A 17,084-nucleotide genomic window follows, 5' to 3' on the forward strand; every position below is an offset into this window, starting at 1 on the left:
GACGGAAAAAATCTTTGAAGCGACGGATAAAACAGTGGAAGCGACGGAAAGAATCGTCAGAGCGACGGATAAAACCGGGGCGACGGAAAGAACCCTCGAAGCGACGGATAGAATTGCCGAAGCGACGGATAGAATTGCCGAAGCGACGGATACCCTAACACCTCAGCTCCCACATTATATGAGGAACCTTTATCAAACTAATAAAAGGAAAAACAATCAATCCATCAGCCGTGATAAAATGAAATAGACAGGAGGCGCAAAGAATGAAAATATTTCATACAGCAGATTGGCATTTAGGAAAGCTTGTACAAGGCGTCTATATGACGGAGGATCAACAATATATTTTACAGCAATTTATGCTAGCCATAGATGAGGAAAAACCGGATGTTATCGTTATAGCAGGTGATTTATATGACCGTTCGATGCCCCCTATTGAGGCAGTGAATTTACTAAATGATATTTTGGCGGAAATTGTGCTTGATAAAAAAATCCCTGTGTTAGCGGTTGCTGGGAACCACGATAGTGCAGGTCGATTGAACTTTGGCAGTAGTTTAATGAGTGATAGTGGCTTACATATTAAAGGCCAATTTACGAAAGATCATGCACCGGTAGTTTTAAATGATGAGTATGGTGAAGTACATTTTCATCTCGTACCATATGCAGAGCCGGCTTCAGTACGGACTATTTTAGAGGATGATTCCATTCGATCTCATCAAGAGGCGATGGAAAAAATTGTCGACCATATTGGACAAAGTTTAGATTCAACAAAACGTAATGTTTTTGTAGGACATGCCTTTGTGACGAAGTATGGAGAAGAGGAAGCGAATACGAGTGATTCTGAGCGACCTTTATCAATAGGAGGCTCGGATTGCATAAATGCAGCATTGTTTAAGCCTTTTCATTACACAGCACTTGGACATTTGCATAAAGCACATTTTGTGTTGAATGAAACGATTCGATATGCCGGTTCTCCATTGAAGTATTCATTATCTGAGCACTTACATGAGAAGGGCTTTTTAATAGTGGAGCTAGATGCACAAGGAGAAATCACTGTCACAAAACGTAATCTTATAGCGAGACGGGATTTACGTGTGGTAGAGAGCTTAATGGATGATTTATTGCAATTACCACCTAGTGATGATTATGTATTTGTACGACTAACAGATGCTACGTCAGTAACTTCGCCGATGGAACGTATTCGTACGGTGTTTCCTAATGCGATGCATGTTGAGCGAAAAGTAGCACGCCAAGAGGTATCACATGAAATTCAGACGATTGAGACAGAGAAAATAGAAGACATCGATTTATTCCGATCATTTTTTACAGATATAATTGGCGTACAGCCAGATCAAGATACAGAGCGTCTATTTACAGAAATGCTACAAGAATTATTAGATGAGGAGCGGGAGACAGTAAAATGAAGCCTTTAAAGTTAACGATTACTGCATTCGGTCCATATAAAAATACAGAGGTTATTGATTTTCAACAGCTTGGTGAACATCGTCTATTTGCGATCTCCGGAAAAACAGGCGCAGGGAAAACGACGATTTTTGATGCTATATGCTATGCACTTTACGGATCGGGTAGCGGTGAAGATCGTCAGGATACTGCTATGCTACGAAGTGGGTTTGCAGATGATGATATGTATACTGCAGTGGAGCTCGTTTTTGAAATGCATGATAGAGTCTATCAAATTTTACGTCAGCCAGGTCATATTAAAGCAACAAACAAAAGTGTTACTGGTAAGAAAATTGAACTGGCTGAAATCAAAGGAGACACGCTTGATTATAGTATTGTAGAAAAGCAGCAAACGCTTGAGGTAGATAAAAAGCTACAGGATATTATCGGCCTCACAAAGGATCAGTTTAGTCAAATTGTTATGCTGCCACAAGGTGAATTTCGCAAGCTGTTAACCTCAGATTCTACGAATAAAGAAGTTATTTTGCGTAAAATTTTTAAAACAGATCGCTTTGGTGCGATGACCAAAAGACTTGATGCGAAACGAAAAGAAGCGGAAAGTGATTTACTGCGTGCTCAACAATTAAAGGAACATCTTCTTGGCCAAATTGCAGGCGCTTTACCACAGCGTTCGTCATCTTTATTTACTTGCATTACTAATAATACTGAAAATATGCATCAGCTGAAGAAGGCTCTGGAAGAGGAGCAGACCTATTATACGGAATGTATACAATTGGAACAGCAACGCTATAAAGAGGCTTATGCACATCATCAAAAAGAGCAAGAATTTTATAGTAGAGCGAAAACACTGAATGAGCAATTTGATGAGCAAACTAATCGTCAGAATCGCCTACAAGCATTGCTAAAAGAACAAGATGTATATAGCGCAAAAGAACGCGAAATTGCATTAGCAGAGAAGGCAGAGCGTCTTGTCATACTTGAGCAACAATGTATCGATTTGCGTGCTGAGCAAAATCGTAAAGAACAATCCTATCAGCAAGCGATGACAGAGCAGAAAAACACAGAAGCTCAGTTGGAAATAGCACAGGAAAAGTTTAACGTTGAAGAGGCGAAAGAACCTGAGCGTCAACATGTTCTACAACAGGAATTACAGCTACAAGCATTATTGCCGACATTCGAGGCGTATGAGAATAATCTGCAGCAAATGCAAATAACTGAACAATATGTTGCAACAGCAAAGCTAGCAGTAGACGATAATAGTAAAATCGTAGAAACAGGACAAATGCAAGTTCAGCAATTAGCAAAAACAATTGAACAATATGAAAATCAACTTCAGCCATATGAAAGTTATTTAGAACAGCTACCGAAGCTAAAAGAGCAAGTATCGTTACTAGCGCAAGTTGAAAAATATACGAGAGCGGTTGCAACGGCAGAGCAGGATGTAGCCACTACTAATGTCCATTATCAAGAAAGTAAGCAGGCTCTTCAAAAGCTGGAGCAACAATGGATTGCGAGTCAGGCAAGTATTTTAGCACAGCAACTTAAGGACGGAGAGCCTTGTCCAGTGTGCGGTAGTACAACACATCTCGAAACACATCGTGAGCAATTAGAGATGATCGAATTAGCAGAGGTGGAGGCTTTACGAGGAAAGGCTAGTACTGATGAGCGCAAGTTTTTAGAAAAAGAAGCTTTATTGAACTCTACAAAGCATCTTCTACAAGAGGCGCTAGAACAGATAGAGACGAATGAGATTGATCAATCGAATCAAGCACAAATTGTAGCTTCCTTGCAAAACGTAGAGCAACAAATAACAATCTTAAAAGTAGTGAGCAATCAATTGTATGATGTACGTATGCAACAAAAAGATCATCGTACACGAATGGAGCAGCTACAAGAAAAGCAATTAAAACTAGAGCAATATTTAGCTGAGAAGACAAAGGAATTGACTAAGCAACAAGCAATTGTGGAAGAGCAGCAAAAGCATATTCCAGAAAATCTTACGACGCTGCAAGCATTGAAACAGGCAATCGCTGATATAGGGTCACAAAAGGTTGCATTACAAACCGCGTGGAATATTAGCCAACAAAGTCTGCAATCTGCCAAGGAAGCAGCAAATAATGCTAGAATGACCGTAGAAATAGCGAAACAGGCATTTGAGGAATTAAAGCTGAAAATGGATGAAAAGCGCGAGCAATTTTCAGTAAGTATGACGGAAGCGGGCTTTGAAAACTATGAAGAATTTGCTACTGGGAAGCGGAGCATGCTGCAAATAGAAGCTTTACGGAAGGCTTGCAATGATTATGCACTACAAATCCACACATTACAGGTACAAATTACTGAGGGCGAGAAGCACCTTAAAGGGCAAGAGAAACAAGATTTAACGGTAATGGAAGAAAAGCTAGGGATGCTGCGTGTCACATATGAGGAAGCCTTCAAAGTATTGCAGCAAATGGAAGGATTTGCGAAGGCTTGTGTAGACTTTATCGAAAAAGTTGAGGAGACCGAACGGGAGATTCATTTACTTGAAAAAGAGGCAGGACGAGTGAAGGAGCTCTATGCAATGTTAAATGGACAGAATGCGAAAAAGCTGTCTTTTGAGCGTTATATTCAAATCAATTATTTAGATAAAATTACAGAGGCAGCAAATGTCCGGCTTTATCATTTATCCAACGGTCAATTTGAGCTACGACGTTCTGATCGCTTAGAAAAGCATGCTAAGCAAAGTGGGCTTGGACTAGATGTGTATGATGCTTATACAGATCAATTACGAGATGTGAAAACACTATCAGGGGGAGAAAAGTTTAATGCTTCTTTAAGTCTTGCCCTTGGGATGGCAGATGTCATTCAAAGCTTTCAAGGTAATATCCGCATTGAAACGATGTTTATTGATGAGGGCTTCGGTTCTCTCGATGAAGAAGCATTAAATAAGGCGATTGATACGCTTATTGATTTACAAGATTCCGGACGCATGATTGGAGTCATTTCACACGTTGCAGAGTTAAAAGCTACAATGCCTGCTGTGTTGCATGTTGAAAAAGCAATGAACGGTCACAGTCAAACATATTTTGAAGTGAAATAACAAAGAGGCGTATTTCTGTTTATATGGAAATACGCCTTTTATGTTATTTTTTTGTTACGTTAGGATTTGTTCCTTTTTTTGCAGCGATTACTTTTTTGACAATCGGGATAACGATAGGTGCTAATTTTACAGCGGTTTTAACAACTTTAGATACTTTCACAAAATAACAGCTCCTTAAGTACTATCTGTTTAAGGAGAGGTTGAGATGAAACTTATCGGATCACGCGAACAGCCTGAACAATATTCCAAATAACGACTCCTAATGAAACGAGAATGTAAATTGCGAATGAAGCAAACCAAATGATAAGAAAATTATTACTACCGTCAAAATTGGTGTTGAATGATAAAGTTGAGAAGACAAAGACTGCAAAGAATATGATTCCGAATGCGACTGGAATTATATGCGAAATCAGTGCTCGAATAGAGTGCCTCTTTACGTCGCTATCTTTTGTAACAAAGTAAACGACTAATGGCACAATAAAGGGTGCGAATAAAATACTGAGATAACTAAAGGCAGATAAAATTTTTTGGTTCTCCATAGTAGTACCTCCTTTTTTAATATTTACGCATGAAAAACGATAAAGTTTCAAAAAAAAATGTGGAAGAGGTTGTAATCGTAACAGTGTTTGCGTACAATGAGGTTGTTCAATTAAATTAAGATGTAACGACCACAAGGGGAGCTGATGATGTCAGCTGAGACTGGGCACGTAATGCCTTGACTCTTCGAACCTGTAAGTTAACACTTGCGTAGGGATTGTGGATAGAAACCGACACTTTTACGATGTGAGGCTCTGTCCTGGCATCGTTTTTTTATCTTTATTGATGCCAGATAGGGACATATTTGCCAACTGATTTCTATTCCTGCTCTTGTATCCTACATCGGAACAAAGGAGAGAATATTTATGGACAATAAAAAACTTTTAATGCTTGTGGAGATTGCGATATTCGCAGCGATTGGCCTTGTACTAGATCAGGTTTCCTTTAAAGTATGGGCACAAGGCGGCTCTGTTAGTCTAGTGATGGTACCAATAATTTTAATAGCATTCCGCTGGGGCCTTATTCCTGGCCTGACAACGGGATTACTTATTGGTGTGATGCAAACAATGTTTGGCGCCTATATTATACATTGGCTACAAGGATTACTTGATTATGGTGTTGCCTTTACAGTAGTAGGCTTGGCGGCCGTTGTTCGCCGACCAGTGCTCGATGCTGCCAAAGATTTAAACAAAAAGAAAATGGCACTTTATATTATTGTAGGAACTGTATTAGCGGGCTTTTTACGTTATGCAGCACATACCATTGCGGGCGCTGTATTTTTCTCAGAGTATGCTGGCGATCAAAATGCGTGGATTTATTCAATCATCTACAATGGAACATATATGCTACCAGCAACGATTTTAACAGCGATTGTCGGTGTTCTACTATTTACAGCAGCACCTCAATTAATGCAACGAAAATCATAATTAGTATGCCCTTCACATAAGTGGAGGGTTTTATTATTATTGAAACTAGAACACCCACCTTTTATACCCTAAAAAGAATCCAAAAGGCGGAGGATTTTTAGAGCTAGATAGGGATGGCATTTGTTAAAACGTATCCATGGATATAGTTGATTGGAGTGGAGACTGGGCGACTCCTTGGGGATTAGCAATAGAGGAACGAAGGCTAAGAACATCACATCCTGTGATAACTCCTTCGTGACCAGCATCGTGTTGGCCTAAGCGGCTCATCGGACGCCCCCAGGAAGCTTTGCTCTGTGCGAAAGCGAAGCGACAGCAACAAATGTGTTTCTGTAGCGAAAGCAAAGCGTCAGCTACAAAGCGCCCAGTCGGAACGGAAATCAACCCCACGCTATAGTGAAGAGCCTGTTTTTCAGCACTTTACAATTCATGATGGCATATAATATTTAAAGCATTTAGCGTTTTTTGTATAAAAAGTTATGTTATATTAATGAATAGACATTAGATGAAAGGGACGTTAAAAATGATTGTAAAAACGCAAGAAGAGATTGAAGCATTTAAAAAAATCGGCCGTATTTGTGCTGAAATTCGTGAGGCAATGAAGGCTGCTACAAAACCAGGTGTAACAACACTTGAATTAGATGAAATTGCAGGTCGTATGTTTGCAGAAGCAGGAGCAATTTCTGGACCTAAAGGGGAGTATGATTTCCCAGGATACACATGTATTAGTGTGAATGAGGAAGTCGCACATGGTATTCCAGGTAAACGTGTGATTAACGAGGGAGATATCGTAAATATTGATGTATCTGGTTCATTAAATGGCTATTTTGCTGATACGGGCATTTCATTTGTAGTTGGTGATGGCTATGAGGATAAAGAAAAGTTATGTCGCGTAGCTAAAAGTGCTTTCGACCGTGCGATGACAAAAGTAAAAGCTGGATCAAAATTAAACCAAATCGGTAAAGCTGTTGAGCGTGAAGCATATGCCAATGATTTAACAGTGATTATGAACCTAACAGGTCATGGTTTAGGTCGTTCTTTACACGATGAGCCAAATCATATTTTAAACTACTACGATGCTTGGGATTCAACAATTATGAAAGAAGGCATGGTTCTTGCAGTCGAGCCATTTATCTCAGCGAAAGCGGAGCATATTGTAGAGTCAGGTGATGGCTGGACATTCGTTACGCCAGACAAATCATTAGTTGCTCAAATCGAGCATTCAATTATCGTTACTAAAGACAAACCAATTATTTTAACTTCTCTAGATGAACAATAAAAAAGCTAAAAATCCTGCTAACCAATTTATTTTTGGTAGGCAGGATTTTTTTTAATAAATAATATACCGACAAGTAGCACTCCGCATAAAAACAAGGCTGCAGTTGTCACAAGTAGCTCATCAAAACCATTATGTAATGCGACCCCGATATAGGACCAGATAAATACACTTGGGTAGATAATATCAAAATAATGGAATCCAATATGTAGCGCTATTGCTGCTCCAACTGTTAGTAAAATAACTGCCCAAAGTGGATCACTAAGGCCAAGACCATTCCATTGATAAGATGTTAGCGTAAAGCTTACATTTGTCATTAGGCTAAATGTAACCCAGGCTAAATAAACCGAGAAGGGTATACGACCTGTGAGTGAATTATTGCTGAGAGGGTACGTTTTGTACAATTTAAATAAATACAGTACTAAAGCAAACGTACTGATAATTGACATGATAAATAGTTCGTGATGCCAAACAACAATTGCTAACGCCTGCATAATACATATGCTACTATAGAGAACAGTCTGTTGAATAGATGTCTTTTTTAGGTTCATGACTAACCAATAACCAAGTAACATGTAAACCACAATCCAAATCATATAACTAACATTAAACGGTGCAAATATTACTGGAAAACGATTTAAGATCTCTAAAAAAGAATGATCGTTTATTTTCATGAAATAGGATGAAAAGGTTAGGATGAGTGAGACAATAAAAGTTATTGTCATCAAAAAAAATCGAGGCATGTTTTCTCTCCCTTCGTGTTAAATTGTATAGGGAAAAGACAAATAAGTATAGGACTGTAACATTATATTTTCATTATAACGGAAATTTCCAACAATGTATCGTGTTGTTTCGTTAAAAATATCTACAATTTACCATTTGAATAGTTATTCATATATTTCTTTAGTACAATGAGAATATTCAAATGTAAGGAGTGAAGTTTTAATGACTCAAAATTTAAATGATCTAGATTTATCAGTTAAACTGGATAAGAAAATGTATAAAAAGAAATTAAAAGTACTCCAATATGAAATGTTAAATGCTCAACAGTTTTTATTAAAAAATAAAATTGGGTTAATTTTAGTTTTTGAAGGTATGGATGCTGCTGGCAAGGGAGGCGCTATTAAGCGTCTAATTGAACGTGCCGATCCACGTGGCTATGTCGTGCATCCAATTGCAGCACCTCAGCCTCATGAACTACGCTATAATTATTTACAACGTTTTTGGCGAAAGCTGCCACAGCATGGACAAATCGCTATTTTTGATCGCTCATGGTATGGTCGTGTATTAGTTGAGCGTATTGAAGGATTTGCAACAACAGAAGAGTGGTCTCGTGCATACGAAGAAATTAATAATTTTGAAAAGATTTTAACATCAGGAGATTATATTGTTATTAAGTTTTGGCTTCAAGTATCTGATGAGGAGCAGCTTAATCGTTTTAAAGAACGTGAAGAGGATCCGTATAAGTCTTGGAAGCTAACAGATGAAGATTGGCGAAATCGTGAAAAAACACCTCAGTATATAGAAGCTGCGAATGAAATGTTTGAGAAGACCGATAAGAAAAGTGCGCCATGGGTTCTAGTACCAGGTGACGATAAACAATATGCTCGTGTACAGGTGTTGCAAGAAACATTAGCACATATTGAACGTGAGGCAAAAAAACGTGGCCTTCATTTAACGAATGTATTAGGCAAAGCACATTTAGAAGATGCTGAATCATCTAGCCTTGAATTGCTAGAGGAGAAGCCTAAAAAACAAAAACAAAAAGTGAAATAATATTATGGATGCTGTAACAACAAGACGAGATGTTTTAGTTGTAGCAGCATCTTTTTTTACATACAATAAAGTAAAACTGCAATTAGTGGGTGTTTCTTCCATTGGTAAATGAGCTCAGGCATTAAAACGTATTGATAATTATCGGAAGGTTAGTGTGGAAAAATGGTGCTTAAAATTTGGAGATTATTAAGGAAAAAGGGTGAAAATGTGGTATCAATTCAAGGAGGGAAATGCTACATTCGCACATTTTATGAAAAAGATGCACAAAGTTTAACCGATCTCGTAAGTCGCAATAAATACTTTTGGTCTACACATGAACCGTTACAACGACCTGAATACTATACAATTAATGCTCAATATAAAAAAATTCAAGAATGCTTATACTTAATGGACTCAAAGAGGGAATTTACTTTTGGTATTTTTGAGCCGGGTACAAATAATCTAATAGGACATATCGCTCTTTATGCAGTAAAACGTTTACCGTATTCTAGTGCGTTTGTTGGTTATGCGATGGATGAAATTTATATTGGAAAAGGGATCGTCACAGAAGCAGTTAATATGGTCGTGCAATTTGCGTTCGAGCAAGTAGGCTTACATCGAGTAGAGGCTTATGTTTCAACACAAAATAATCCTTCTATCCGAGTCTTAGAAAAGGCTGGATTCCAGCGTGAGGGTCTTTTGAGAAAGCTGCTGTACATTAATGGTAAATGGGTGGATCATTATATGTATGCACGTTTAGAGGGTCAATAAAAAGAAGCGTCTATCTTTCAGAGTTTGAAGGATAGCTGCTTCTTTTTTTATTATTGTTTACTACCGTTTATGATTAAATCAAGGCGACCTGTATTTGGATCAATTACTAATCCATGAACAGGCACGTCTTTAACCATTAACGGGTGATTGCGAATTGTATCGACGCTTTTCTTTACACTTGTTGCTACGTCACCAAAGCCACGTAAAAACTCTTTTAAATCAAAACCTGAATATTCTATCGTGTCGATAGTCTCAGGGGTAATCCCTCTAGCAACCATTTTATTTAGCATTGCTTCTGGGTCAATTGCACTCATACCGCAGTCGTAATGTCCAACAACATACACCTCATCTGCTTGTAGTTCATAAACAGCTACAAGTAAACTACGCATAATTGCACCAAAAGGGTGACTAACTAATGCCCCAGCACTTTTAACGATCTTTACGTCGCCATTACGCAAATTCATAGCTTTGGGTAACAGTTCTACAAGTCGAGTATCCATACAAGATAACACAACGATGCGCTTATCAGGATACTTTGTTGTAATAAAAGGCTCATATTTTTTTTCTTGAACGAAATCTTCATTAAACTTAAGAATATCTTGTAACATTGTCATGAAAGATTGCTCCCTTCCTTACAGGAATTATTTTAGAGCAAAACTATAAATATGCAAACAATAATGACAATATTCACGCAATTTTTTGCGAAAAAAAAAGAAGTTTAGTAATTTATTTAGCAAATCGAAATAATTAAGTATCCGTAAAATCCGCCGGAAGATAAATAAAAAACAGCTACAATAATGTAGCTGTTTTCAACAAAATTAAAATTTTTCGTTTGGTTTTGGATCTACAGTTACTGAAGACTTAGAATCCAAACCAACTTGTAGGTAGTGGATGAAGAATGCCAAAGAGATTAATAAAACGGCACTAAAGCCTAATACAGTCGTAATGAACATAATAAAAGCCCCTCTCTACTAAAATAATCTACAATATTATCTAAAGTAATTATACAATAGGTTACTATGAAAATCTAAGGAGAATTTATGACATCCACAACATACCTAGTCCAGACTAATATTAGTAGGTATAAATTACTTAAATTGTCCAGTTAACAACACGGAAAATTAATTATTTTTACCTAATCGTGGTAGTGTTTTCTATATTCAATTGCCCAAAATAATCATAAAGTAATGTACTGAGCTTTGAATTAGTCCAAAGCTCTCCAATGAACAACGCTTCCCACTCTCAAAACAAAAAGTTATAGGCAATCCCTTGCAAAAAAATAGAGACATCTAATCAGATTGTCAATAGGTGATGTGTGTTACTAACGCTATTTAATAATGTGCATTTCGTCTGTTGAAATAATTGATTTTAAATTTTCTTGTCCTTGCTTAGCCGTGACGTTTTTTGTACCGAAAGCGTAGCGGCAGGTACAGAAGTCTCAGTCTTTAGTTGGTGAAAGAAGTTCTTTGTGCCAGCACAAAGCCGAATCTAGATGTAATTATGCCGAGGCATAATTGATTAAATATGGGAAGAAATAAAATGAGTCTTTCGGAGCGTTTTCGTAGCGAGTGCGAAAAAAGTATTTTGTCGAATAAATCGACATCAAACTGTTTTATATCATTTTAATGTGACGTTTTAGTAATTATCTGAATTAGTTTTTAATTGTCAGTCGAATTACTTATATGAATGCGTTGGTTTTATTGGATATTTAATCCTGATTTTATGACTAATCAAACATATTTTAGTAATTTTGTGTCGAAGAATAATAATAAATTCTTAACTTTTTTCAAATAAAGACAATTTAGTGTATTATTCTTAATTCAATATAATCAAATATGGTCGAAAAGTGAATAAAAAGTATTTATTACATCGAAAAAAATGTGAAATACATTTATACTATATTAAAATTATGGAAAAAAAGACGAAATAAAGCTTAATAGGAGATTTGGAGGTTCTAGAATGGATATATCGTCGATTGTAGGGTTAATACTTGCGCTAGTAGCGCTATTAACAGGAATGGTGCTAAAGGGTGTAAGTTTAAGTGCGTTTTATAACCCAGCTGCCATTCTAATTATCATCTTCGGTACAATTTCCGCAGTAACAATTGCCTTCCCCATGAAGGAGTTAAAGCGTGTACCAAAGCTATTTAAAATTCTTTTTAAAGAAACAAAATTAGCAGATGATATTGAGATTATTAAGATGTTTTCACAATGGGCTGATTTAGCTCGCCGAGAAGGTCTATTAGCACTTGAAAGTAAAGCTTCAGAGATTGAAGACCCTTTTTTAAAAAATGGACTTACATTAGCAATTGATGGTCAGAATGCGGACTATATTCGTGATGTCCTAACAGAAGAAGTCGAAGCGATGGAAGAACGTCATGCTAGTGGTTCTGCAATCTTTACACAAGCTGGTACATATGCCCCGACTTTAGGGGTACTTGGTGCGGTAGTAGGGTTAATCGCCGCATTAGCAGATATGAATGACATAGAAAAGCTAGGACATGCTATTTCAGCTGCTTTCATGGCTACATTATTAGGTATTTTTACAGGTTATGTTTTATGGCATCCGTTTGCGAATAAATTAAAACGTAAATCAGCTATCGAAGTTAAACAAAAAAGAATGATGATTGAAGGCATCCTTTCTGTCTTAGAAGGGGAGGCTCCACGTGTTATTGAACAAAAATTATCGTCTTACTTAACAATGGAAGAACGTCGTCAAATTTCTGATGAAAGCGGGGCGGGCGGCCTTGGCAAAGAAAGCTAAGAAAAAAAAGCATGATGAACATATCGATGAGTCTTGGCTCGTTCCGTATGCAGATATTTTAACACTGCTATTAGCTGTATTTATCATATTATTTGCATCCAGTTCAGTAGACCAAGAAAAGCTAGAGAGAATGTCAGCGGTGTTTAATCAAGTATTTGATGGTGGAACAAGCTTTTTAGAGCAGCCTTCACCGATACAAAGTCCGGATGCTGAAAGTGATCAAACACCACAAACGCAGCAAAATTCAGCTTACTTAAAGGATCAGCAGGAGTTAGCTCAAATTAAAGATAGTGTTGATAATTTCATTGCTGTTCATGAGATGGAAGGTCAATTCGCAACAGCGATGACTGATGAAGGATTACTTGTTACAATTCGTGATAGTATCCTGTTTGATTCAGGGAAGGCGAACATTAAACCGGAGTATAAGCCAACAGCAAAAGAGCTTGCAGATGTATTGGTATCTAATCCGCCACGTAATATTGTTGTTACTGGTCATACGGATAATGTTCCGGCTGGTCCAAATTTCTCTTCTAATTTACAGCTCTCCGTATTGCGTGCAGTGAACTTCGCAGAACTTTTATTGCAGAGTAACTCGAAGTTAGATGGTCGAAACTTTAGTACACAAGGTTTCGGTGAGAACCGTGCTGTTGCACCGAATGATACTAAAGAAGGGCGTGCGAAAAACCGTCGTGTAGAAGTGTTAATACAACCACTTGTAACTGAGGATGGTTCTGCCGCAAAAAATACAAAATAGAAAAAAGCTATTAGCAAACGGCTTTGGTGCCTCATCGCTAATAGCTTTTTGTTTACAAACTTCTATTTATTTGCGTAAAGCTCCTAATTCAGCAACGATAGCTTGCATCTCGCTTGGACTAAATGTATCGCGCTTCATGATCATTTCGTATAAATAGACTAGGTCTTCGTAATTAGCTTCATCGAAATTTTCCGATTTCATTGCATCGACATTAACCATGCGAAGCTTGTCTTTCATTTGATCAATCATATAAATAACGTTTTCTTTTGACGGTACTGATAAATCCATTATTTAAACCTACCTTTCGTAATCCTCGAAAATATCATTTCATTGAATAAAAAAAATGTCAACACTGTATTTCGACATTGCTTTAAAAATAGACTGTTATTGGGTAGAATAAGGGCAGTGAGCAGTTTAATTATATTTACTAAAGCAGGGGGTATTTAATATGGGACGAAGTAAATTATTAGCATCTATCGTAGTTGGTGCCACAGTTGGTGCTGCATTAAGTATGTTGGACCGTACAACGCGTGAAAAAACAATAGCTTCAACGAAAAAGATGAAAGAAGCAATATCGTATTATGCAACCAACCGAGAGGAATTACAAGTGCTAGTTGAGGAAAAAGTAATGGCCACTAAAGTGCTATGTGAAAGTGTTTCAGAAAATGTCAACTCAATCATTGATAAAGTTGATGAGTTTAAAGAATTACCTTCCGCGATTGAAGGCATGATTAATGACACGAAATCAGCCTTTTCTTTGCCTGATAAAGAATAGTTGTCGTACAGGAGGGAATTTGTATGGAGAAGAAAAAAGCATCGATACATTCAGCTGTTGGTGTGGTGAAATCATTTGTCTCACCAGACGAAGACACTGTAGATGTGATGACATCAAGGGGCTTCATGCAAGATTTAATGCTACGCATACAGCGAGTGGAAATATCAGCTCTTGCAGCGGAATTGGCTTATTTCTTTTTACTGTCTTTTTTCCCACTACTAATTTTTCTAGTTACATTACTACCGTATTTGAATATACAGTCGACGCAAGTGTATTCATTTCTAGTGAATATTATGCCGGACGAGGTATACAGGCTTGTTGAAAATACCTTAGATGAAATTTTAACAAGTCGTAATAGTAGTTTATTATCTGTCGGGGTACTTGGGACAATTTGGTCCGCTTCCAAAGGAATTAATGCATTGATTAGAGCCTTAAATAAGGCTTATGATACAGAAACTAGGGGGAGTCTATTAGATCGAGGATTATCCCTTGTTTTCACCTTAGCATTCGTCGTCGTTATTGCTGTCGTTCTACTTTTACCGGTTTTTGGGCAACAAGTAGGGCATTTCTTATTTTCGATTGTTGGCATTGAGGAGCAATTTGAAATAATCTGGCATAGAATGCGTTGGTCGATACCGCCTCTACTTATTTTTATAGTTTTAATGGGAATATATAGATTTGTTCCAAATACAAATCCTCGTTTAAAGTTAATGGGGGTTTGGCCAGGGGCATTGTTTTCAACTCTTGCCTGGTTGGCAGTAACATATGCTTTCTCTTTTTATATTAATAATTTCGCGAATTATTCCGCTACATATGGCAGTATTGGAGGCGTTATTATTTTAATGCTTTGGCTGTATTTAACGGGGATTATTTTAATTTTTGGTGGCATTTTAAATGCGACGATGCAGAAAAAAGTATTGCAAAAAGAACTTATGAAGCAGAAAACACTAACGAATAGGTAGGAATATGAAAAGAACAGCCTCGCATCACGCTTTGTGATACGAGGCTGTTTGTTTTTTAGGCGTTTTTATTAAGCATACGTAAGCCATTTAAAATAACTAAAATAGTGCTTCCTTCATGTCCAATTACACCTAGCGGTAAATCGACCACTTGTAAAAAGTTTGAAGCAATTAATAAAACGATAACGCCGATAGAGAAGAAAATGTTTTGTTTGATGATGCGTTGCATTTTACGTGATAAACGTACTGCATAGGCAATTTTTGATAAGTCATTTTTCATTAAAACGACATCTGCTGTTTCTAAAGCAACATCTGTGCCTTCTCCCATAGCGATTCCGGTAGTTGCAGTTGCTAAAGCGGGTGCATCGTTAATACCGTCACCGACCATCCCTACAAATTTATGTTCAGAAAGAAGACGTTTCATCTCAGTCACTTTTGTTTCAGGGAGACATTCTGCAACGTATTCTGTCACGCCTGCTTCCTTGGCAATTACCTTAGCGGTCTTCTCGTTGTCGCCTGTTAGCATGATAACATCAATGCCTAGCTCTTTTAGTAATGATACTGCTTTTTTTGCTTCACTGCGAACGGTGTCCTTTAAGGCTGCCAATGCAGCAATGCCATCTTGGTCACGAATAAAAATAACGCTTTTTCCTTCTGAGGCAAGTTTTTCTGCTGCACCATTTGCAAATTCATTTGCCTCATCTAGACCAACAAAGTCTGGTTTACCAACAAGATACTCGACTTCATTTACGTAACCTTTAATACCCCAACCTGGGATATCTTCTATAGTGGCTTGAGCAAACTGTGTGATCCCTTCTTTTCTTGCGAATAAAGTAATTGCTTGAGCAAGTGGATGGTTCGATTGTGCTTCAATACCTGCGAGGATTGCCATTGTATTTTCACGGTCTAATCCTTCTCGAACAATAAAATCAGTAACGGTTGGTTTTCCTTGTGTTAAAGTACCTGTTTTATCTACCGCTAGTGCACGTAATGCACCTAGATGTTCTAAATGTAGGCCACCTTTGAATAGCACACCGTGTTTTGCACCATTTGAAATGGCTGCAAGTGTTGCTGGCATAATGGATGCAACAAGTGCACATGGAGAAGCAACTACTAGGAGTACCATTGCTCGATAGAAAGTTGTTGTCCAGTCCCAACCGAGTACAAAGTGAGGTAGAAACATCATAAGGGCAACGGTAAGTAGCGCAATTTTCACGTAAGTACCTTCGAATTTTTCTATAAATTGTTGAGATGGAGATTTTTCACTCTGAGCACTTTGTACAAGCTGGATAATTTTTTGGAATAGTGTTTCAGAATTTGGTTTTGTCATTTCCATCGTAATGGCACCATTTAAGTTCACTGTACCTGCAAATACTTCATCGCCTTCACGTTTTGCCACTGGAAGCGGTTCACCGCTTATTGCGGATTCATCGATAGAAGACTGTCCTTTAAAGATTACACCGTCTGCTGGTACACGTTCACCAGGTTTTACGAGTAGGTGATCTCCAATTTGTAATGTAGAGACAGAAACTTTCATTGGTTCAAAGTTACCACGAACAAGCCAAGCTTCTTCGGGTTGTAAGTTCATGAGTGCAGAAATTTCACGATGACTTTTATTCATTGCGTATGTTTCAAGAGCGCCACTTACAGCAAAAATGAAAATAAGAATAGCACCCTCCGTCCAATAACCGATTGCAGCTGAACCAACTGCAGCTAATACCATCAATAGTTCAACATTAAGTTCTTTATTTTCAATGGTTTCTTCAATACCTTCTTTTGCTTTAGCAAATCCACCAACACAAAATGCAACAATATATAAAATAATAGAAGCGGTTGTTTGCCCGCTAGTATCTAAACGCCATGCAAGCAAAATAAACAAACCTGCTATAAGGGCAGCAATTAATTCAGCGTGTTCTTTTGTTTTCTCAATTAAACTGAAATTTTCTCGTTTAGAACGTTCCACTTTTATCCCTCCTGATAATGAAAATCAATATCAAAACCCGTGTAAATCAATGTATATAAACAATATCTAATTGAAAATCGATTTCGATTAGCTCCTTTCTTATTTAGAAT

General features: G+C 37.5%; 18 protein-coding genes and 1 riboswitch. Of the genes, 11 read left to right on the forward strand and 7 right to left on the reverse strand.

The features are described 5' to 3' along the window. The 3 genes from ACMZ42_RS18125 to ACMZ42_RS18135 all read left to right on the forward strand — a co-directional run. Positions 1–247, forward strand: a 247-nt coding sequence (locus ACMZ42_RS18125) for a hypothetical protein (RefSeq protein ID WP_415732284.1), incomplete at its 5' end; no start/stop codon positions are given. A 16-nt stretch (positions 248–263) separates the two neighbouring features. Continuing rightward, entirely contained in the window at positions 264–1,421 is a 1,158-nt protein-coding gene (locus ACMZ42_RS18130; RefSeq protein WP_415732285.1) for an exonuclease SbcCD subunit D, read from the forward strand. Further along, entirely contained in the window at positions 1,418–4,498 is a 3,081-nt protein-coding gene (locus tag ACMZ42_RS18135) for an SbcC/MukB-like Walker B domain-containing protein (protein WP_415732286.1), read from the forward strand. The genes ACMZ42_RS18130 and ACMZ42_RS18135 overlap by 4 nt, the downstream gene beginning before the upstream one ends. 212 nt (positions 4,499–4,710) lie before the next feature. Here ACMZ42_RS18135 and ACMZ42_RS18140 read toward each other — a convergent pair whose 3' ends face one another. Continuing rightward, a complete protein-coding gene (locus tag ACMZ42_RS18140; protein WP_370079290.1) occupies positions 4,711–5,037 on the reverse strand; it encodes a DUF4870 domain-containing protein in 327 nt (108 codons plus the stop codon). Positions 5,038–5,161: 124 nt separating this feature from the next. After that, a riboswitch (TPP riboswitch) is annotated at positions 5,162–5,270 on the forward strand. Positions 5,271–5,400: 130 nt separating this feature from the next. Here ACMZ42_RS18140 and thiT point away from each other — a divergent pair. Continuing rightward, entirely contained in the window at positions 5,401–5,961 is a 561-nt protein-coding gene (gene thiT / locus ACMZ42_RS18145; RefSeq protein ID WP_370079292.1) for an energy-coupled thiamine transporter ThiT, read from the forward strand. Positions 5,962–6,084: 123 nt separating this feature from the next. Here the strand turns inward: thiT and ACMZ42_RS18150 are convergent, their stop codons facing one another. Further along, positions 6,085–6,228 (reverse strand): hypothetical protein, encoded by a 144-nt coding sequence (locus tag ACMZ42_RS18150; protein WP_415732287.1) that lies wholly within the window; start codon positions 6,226–6,228, stop codon positions 6,085–6,087. Between the two features lie 253 nt (positions 6,229–6,481). Between ACMZ42_RS18150 and map the strand changes: the two genes are divergently transcribed. Beyond that, on the forward strand, positions 6,482–7,237 hold the full coding sequence (gene map / locus ACMZ42_RS18155; protein ID WP_370049202.1) for a type I methionyl aminopeptidase: 756 nt from the start codon (positions 6,482–6,484) through the stop codon (positions 7,235–7,237). 26 nt (positions 7,238–7,263) lie between these two features. Here map and ACMZ42_RS18160 read toward each other — a convergent pair whose 3' ends face one another. Further along, positions 7,264–7,977 carry a hypothetical protein gene (locus ACMZ42_RS18160; protein ID WP_415732288.1) on the reverse strand — a complete coding sequence of 238 codons (714 nt, stop codon included), beginning with the start codon at positions 7,975–7,977 and terminating at the stop codon, positions 7,264–7,266. Positions 7,978–8,179: 202 nt separating this feature from the next. Between ACMZ42_RS18160 and ACMZ42_RS18165 the strand changes: the two genes are divergently transcribed. Both ACMZ42_RS18165 and ACMZ42_RS18170 read left to right on the forward strand, forming a co-directional pair. Next, on the forward strand, positions 8,180–9,010 hold the full coding sequence (locus tag ACMZ42_RS18165; protein WP_402871416.1) for a polyphosphate kinase 2 family protein: 831 nt from the start codon (positions 8,180–8,182) through the stop codon (positions 9,008–9,010). A gap of 162 nt (positions 9,011–9,172) precedes the next feature. Beyond that, the gene (locus ACMZ42_RS18170) at positions 9,173–9,760 is read left to right on the forward strand and encodes a GNAT family N-acetyltransferase (protein WP_402933024.1); all 588 of its coding nucleotides are present in this window, start codon (positions 9,173–9,175) and stop codon (positions 9,758–9,760) included. Positions 9,761–9,810: 50 nt separating this feature from the next. On the opposite strand, the gene ACMZ42_RS18175 is transcribed toward ACMZ42_RS18170, so the two are convergent. Both ACMZ42_RS18175 and ACMZ42_RS18180 read right to left on the reverse strand, forming a co-directional pair. Further along, positions 9,811–10,374, reverse strand: coding sequence for a beta-class carbonic anhydrase (locus ACMZ42_RS18175; protein WP_415732289.1), 564 nt, complete (start codon positions 10,372–10,374; stop codon positions 9,811–9,813). 204 nt (positions 10,375–10,578) lie between these two features. Then, on the reverse strand, positions 10,579–10,713 hold the full coding sequence (locus ACMZ42_RS18180) for a hypothetical protein (protein ID WP_370079304.1): 135 nt from the start codon (positions 10,711–10,713) through the stop codon (positions 10,579–10,581). Positions 10,714–11,719: 1,006 nt separating this feature from the next. Here ACMZ42_RS18180 and motA point away from each other — a divergent pair. Continuing rightward, entirely contained in the window at positions 11,720–12,523 is an 804-nt protein-coding gene (gene motA / locus ACMZ42_RS18185; protein WP_079562711.1) for a flagellar motor stator protein MotA, read from the forward strand. Further along, a complete protein-coding gene (motB, locus tag ACMZ42_RS18190) occupies positions 12,507–13,277 on the forward strand; it encodes a flagellar motor protein MotB (protein WP_415732290.1) in 771 nt (256 codons plus the stop codon). Before motA ends, motB begins: the two co-directional genes overlap by 17 nt. Positions 13,278–13,343: 66 nt before the next feature. Here the strand turns inward: motB and ACMZ42_RS18195 are convergent, their stop codons facing one another. Continuing rightward, positions 13,344–13,565 (reverse strand): DUF1128 domain-containing protein, encoded by a 222-nt coding sequence (locus ACMZ42_RS18195; RefSeq protein ID WP_049668842.1) that lies wholly within the window; start codon positions 13,563–13,565, stop codon positions 13,344–13,346. A 160-nt stretch (positions 13,566–13,725) separates the two neighbouring features. On the opposite strand from ACMZ42_RS18195, the gene ACMZ42_RS18200 reads away from it, so the two are divergent. Next, positions 13,726–14,052 carry a YtxH domain-containing protein gene (locus tag ACMZ42_RS18200; protein WP_415732291.1) on the forward strand — a complete coding sequence of 109 codons (327 nt, stop codon included), beginning with the start codon at positions 13,726–13,728 and terminating at the stop codon, positions 14,050–14,052. 23 nt (positions 14,053–14,075) lie between these two features. Further along, positions 14,076–15,014 (forward strand): YihY/virulence factor BrkB family protein, encoded by a 939-nt coding sequence (locus tag ACMZ42_RS18205; protein WP_370079314.1) that lies wholly within the window; start codon positions 14,076–14,078, stop codon positions 15,012–15,014. Between the two features lie 55 nt (positions 15,015–15,069). Here ACMZ42_RS18205 and ACMZ42_RS18210 read toward each other — a convergent pair whose 3' ends face one another. Continuing rightward, a complete protein-coding gene (locus ACMZ42_RS18210; protein WP_415732292.1) occupies positions 15,070–16,974 on the reverse strand; it encodes a heavy metal translocating P-type ATPase in 1,905 nt (634 codons plus the stop codon). Positions 16,975–17,084 lie beyond the last annotated feature (110 nt).

Origin of the sequence: Lysinibacillus sp. NPDC056185, assembly GCF_047737915.1 — a bacterium.
In the GTDB taxonomy this organism is placed as follows: Bacteria; Bacillota; Bacilli; order Bacillales_A; family Planococcaceae; genus Lysinibacillus.

What these genes read in the sequence shown, in the direction of transcription:
- ACMZ42_RS18195 (WP_049668842.1), bottom strand. Translation starts at nt 13,565, where the DNA reads ATGGATTTATCAGTACCGTCAAAAGAAAACGTTATTTATATGATTGAT.
- ACMZ42_RS18130 (WP_415732285.1), top strand. Translation starts at nt 264, where the DNA reads ATGAAAATATTTCATACAGCAGATTGGCATTTAGGAAAGCTTGTACAA.
- ACMZ42_RS18180 (WP_370079304.1), bottom strand. Translation starts at nt 10,713, where the DNA reads ATGTTCATTACGACTGTATTAGGCTTTAGTGCCGTTTTATTAATCTCT.
- ACMZ42_RS18135 (WP_415732286.1), top strand. Translation starts at nt 1,418, where the DNA reads ATGAAGCCTTTAAAGTTAACGATTACTGCATTCGGTCCATATAAAAAT.
- map (WP_370049202.1), top strand. Translation starts at nt 6,482, where the DNA reads ATGATTGTAAAAACGCAAGAAGAGATTGAAGCATTTAAAAAAATCGGC.
- ACMZ42_RS18160 (WP_415732288.1), bottom strand. Translation starts at nt 7,977, where the DNA reads ATGCCTCGATTTTTTTTGATGACAATAACTTTTATTGTCTCACTCATC.
- thiT (WP_370079292.1), top strand. Translation starts at nt 5,401, where the DNA reads ATGGACAATAAAAAACTTTTAATGCTTGTGGAGATTGCGATATTCGCA.
- ACMZ42_RS18150 (WP_415732287.1), bottom strand. Translation starts at nt 6,228, where the DNA reads ATGAGCCGCTTAGGCCAACACGATGCTGGTCACGAAGGAGTTATCACA.
- ACMZ42_RS18170 (WP_402933024.1), top strand. Translation starts at nt 9,173, where the DNA reads ATGGTGCTTAAAATTTGGAGATTATTAAGGAAAAAGGGTGAAAATGTG.
- ACMZ42_RS18165 (WP_402871416.1), top strand. Translation starts at nt 8,180, where the DNA reads ATGACTCAAAATTTAAATGATCTAGATTTATCAGTTAAACTGGATAAG.
- ACMZ42_RS18205 (WP_370079314.1), top strand. Translation starts at nt 14,076, where the DNA reads ATGGAGAAGAAAAAAGCATCGATACATTCAGCTGTTGGTGTGGTGAAA.
- ACMZ42_RS18175 (WP_415732289.1), bottom strand. Translation starts at nt 10,374, where the DNA reads ATGACAATGTTACAAGATATTCTTAAGTTTAATGAAGATTTCGTTCAA.
- motA (WP_079562711.1), top strand. Translation starts at nt 11,720, where the DNA reads ATGGATATATCGTCGATTGTAGGGTTAATACTTGCGCTAGTAGCGCTA.
- ACMZ42_RS18200 (WP_415732291.1), top strand. Translation starts at nt 13,726, where the DNA reads ATGGGACGAAGTAAATTATTAGCATCTATCGTAGTTGGTGCCACAGTT.
- ACMZ42_RS18140 (WP_370079290.1), bottom strand. Translation starts at nt 5,037, where the DNA reads ATGGAGAACCAAAAAATTTTATCTGCCTTTAGTTATCTCAGTATTTTA.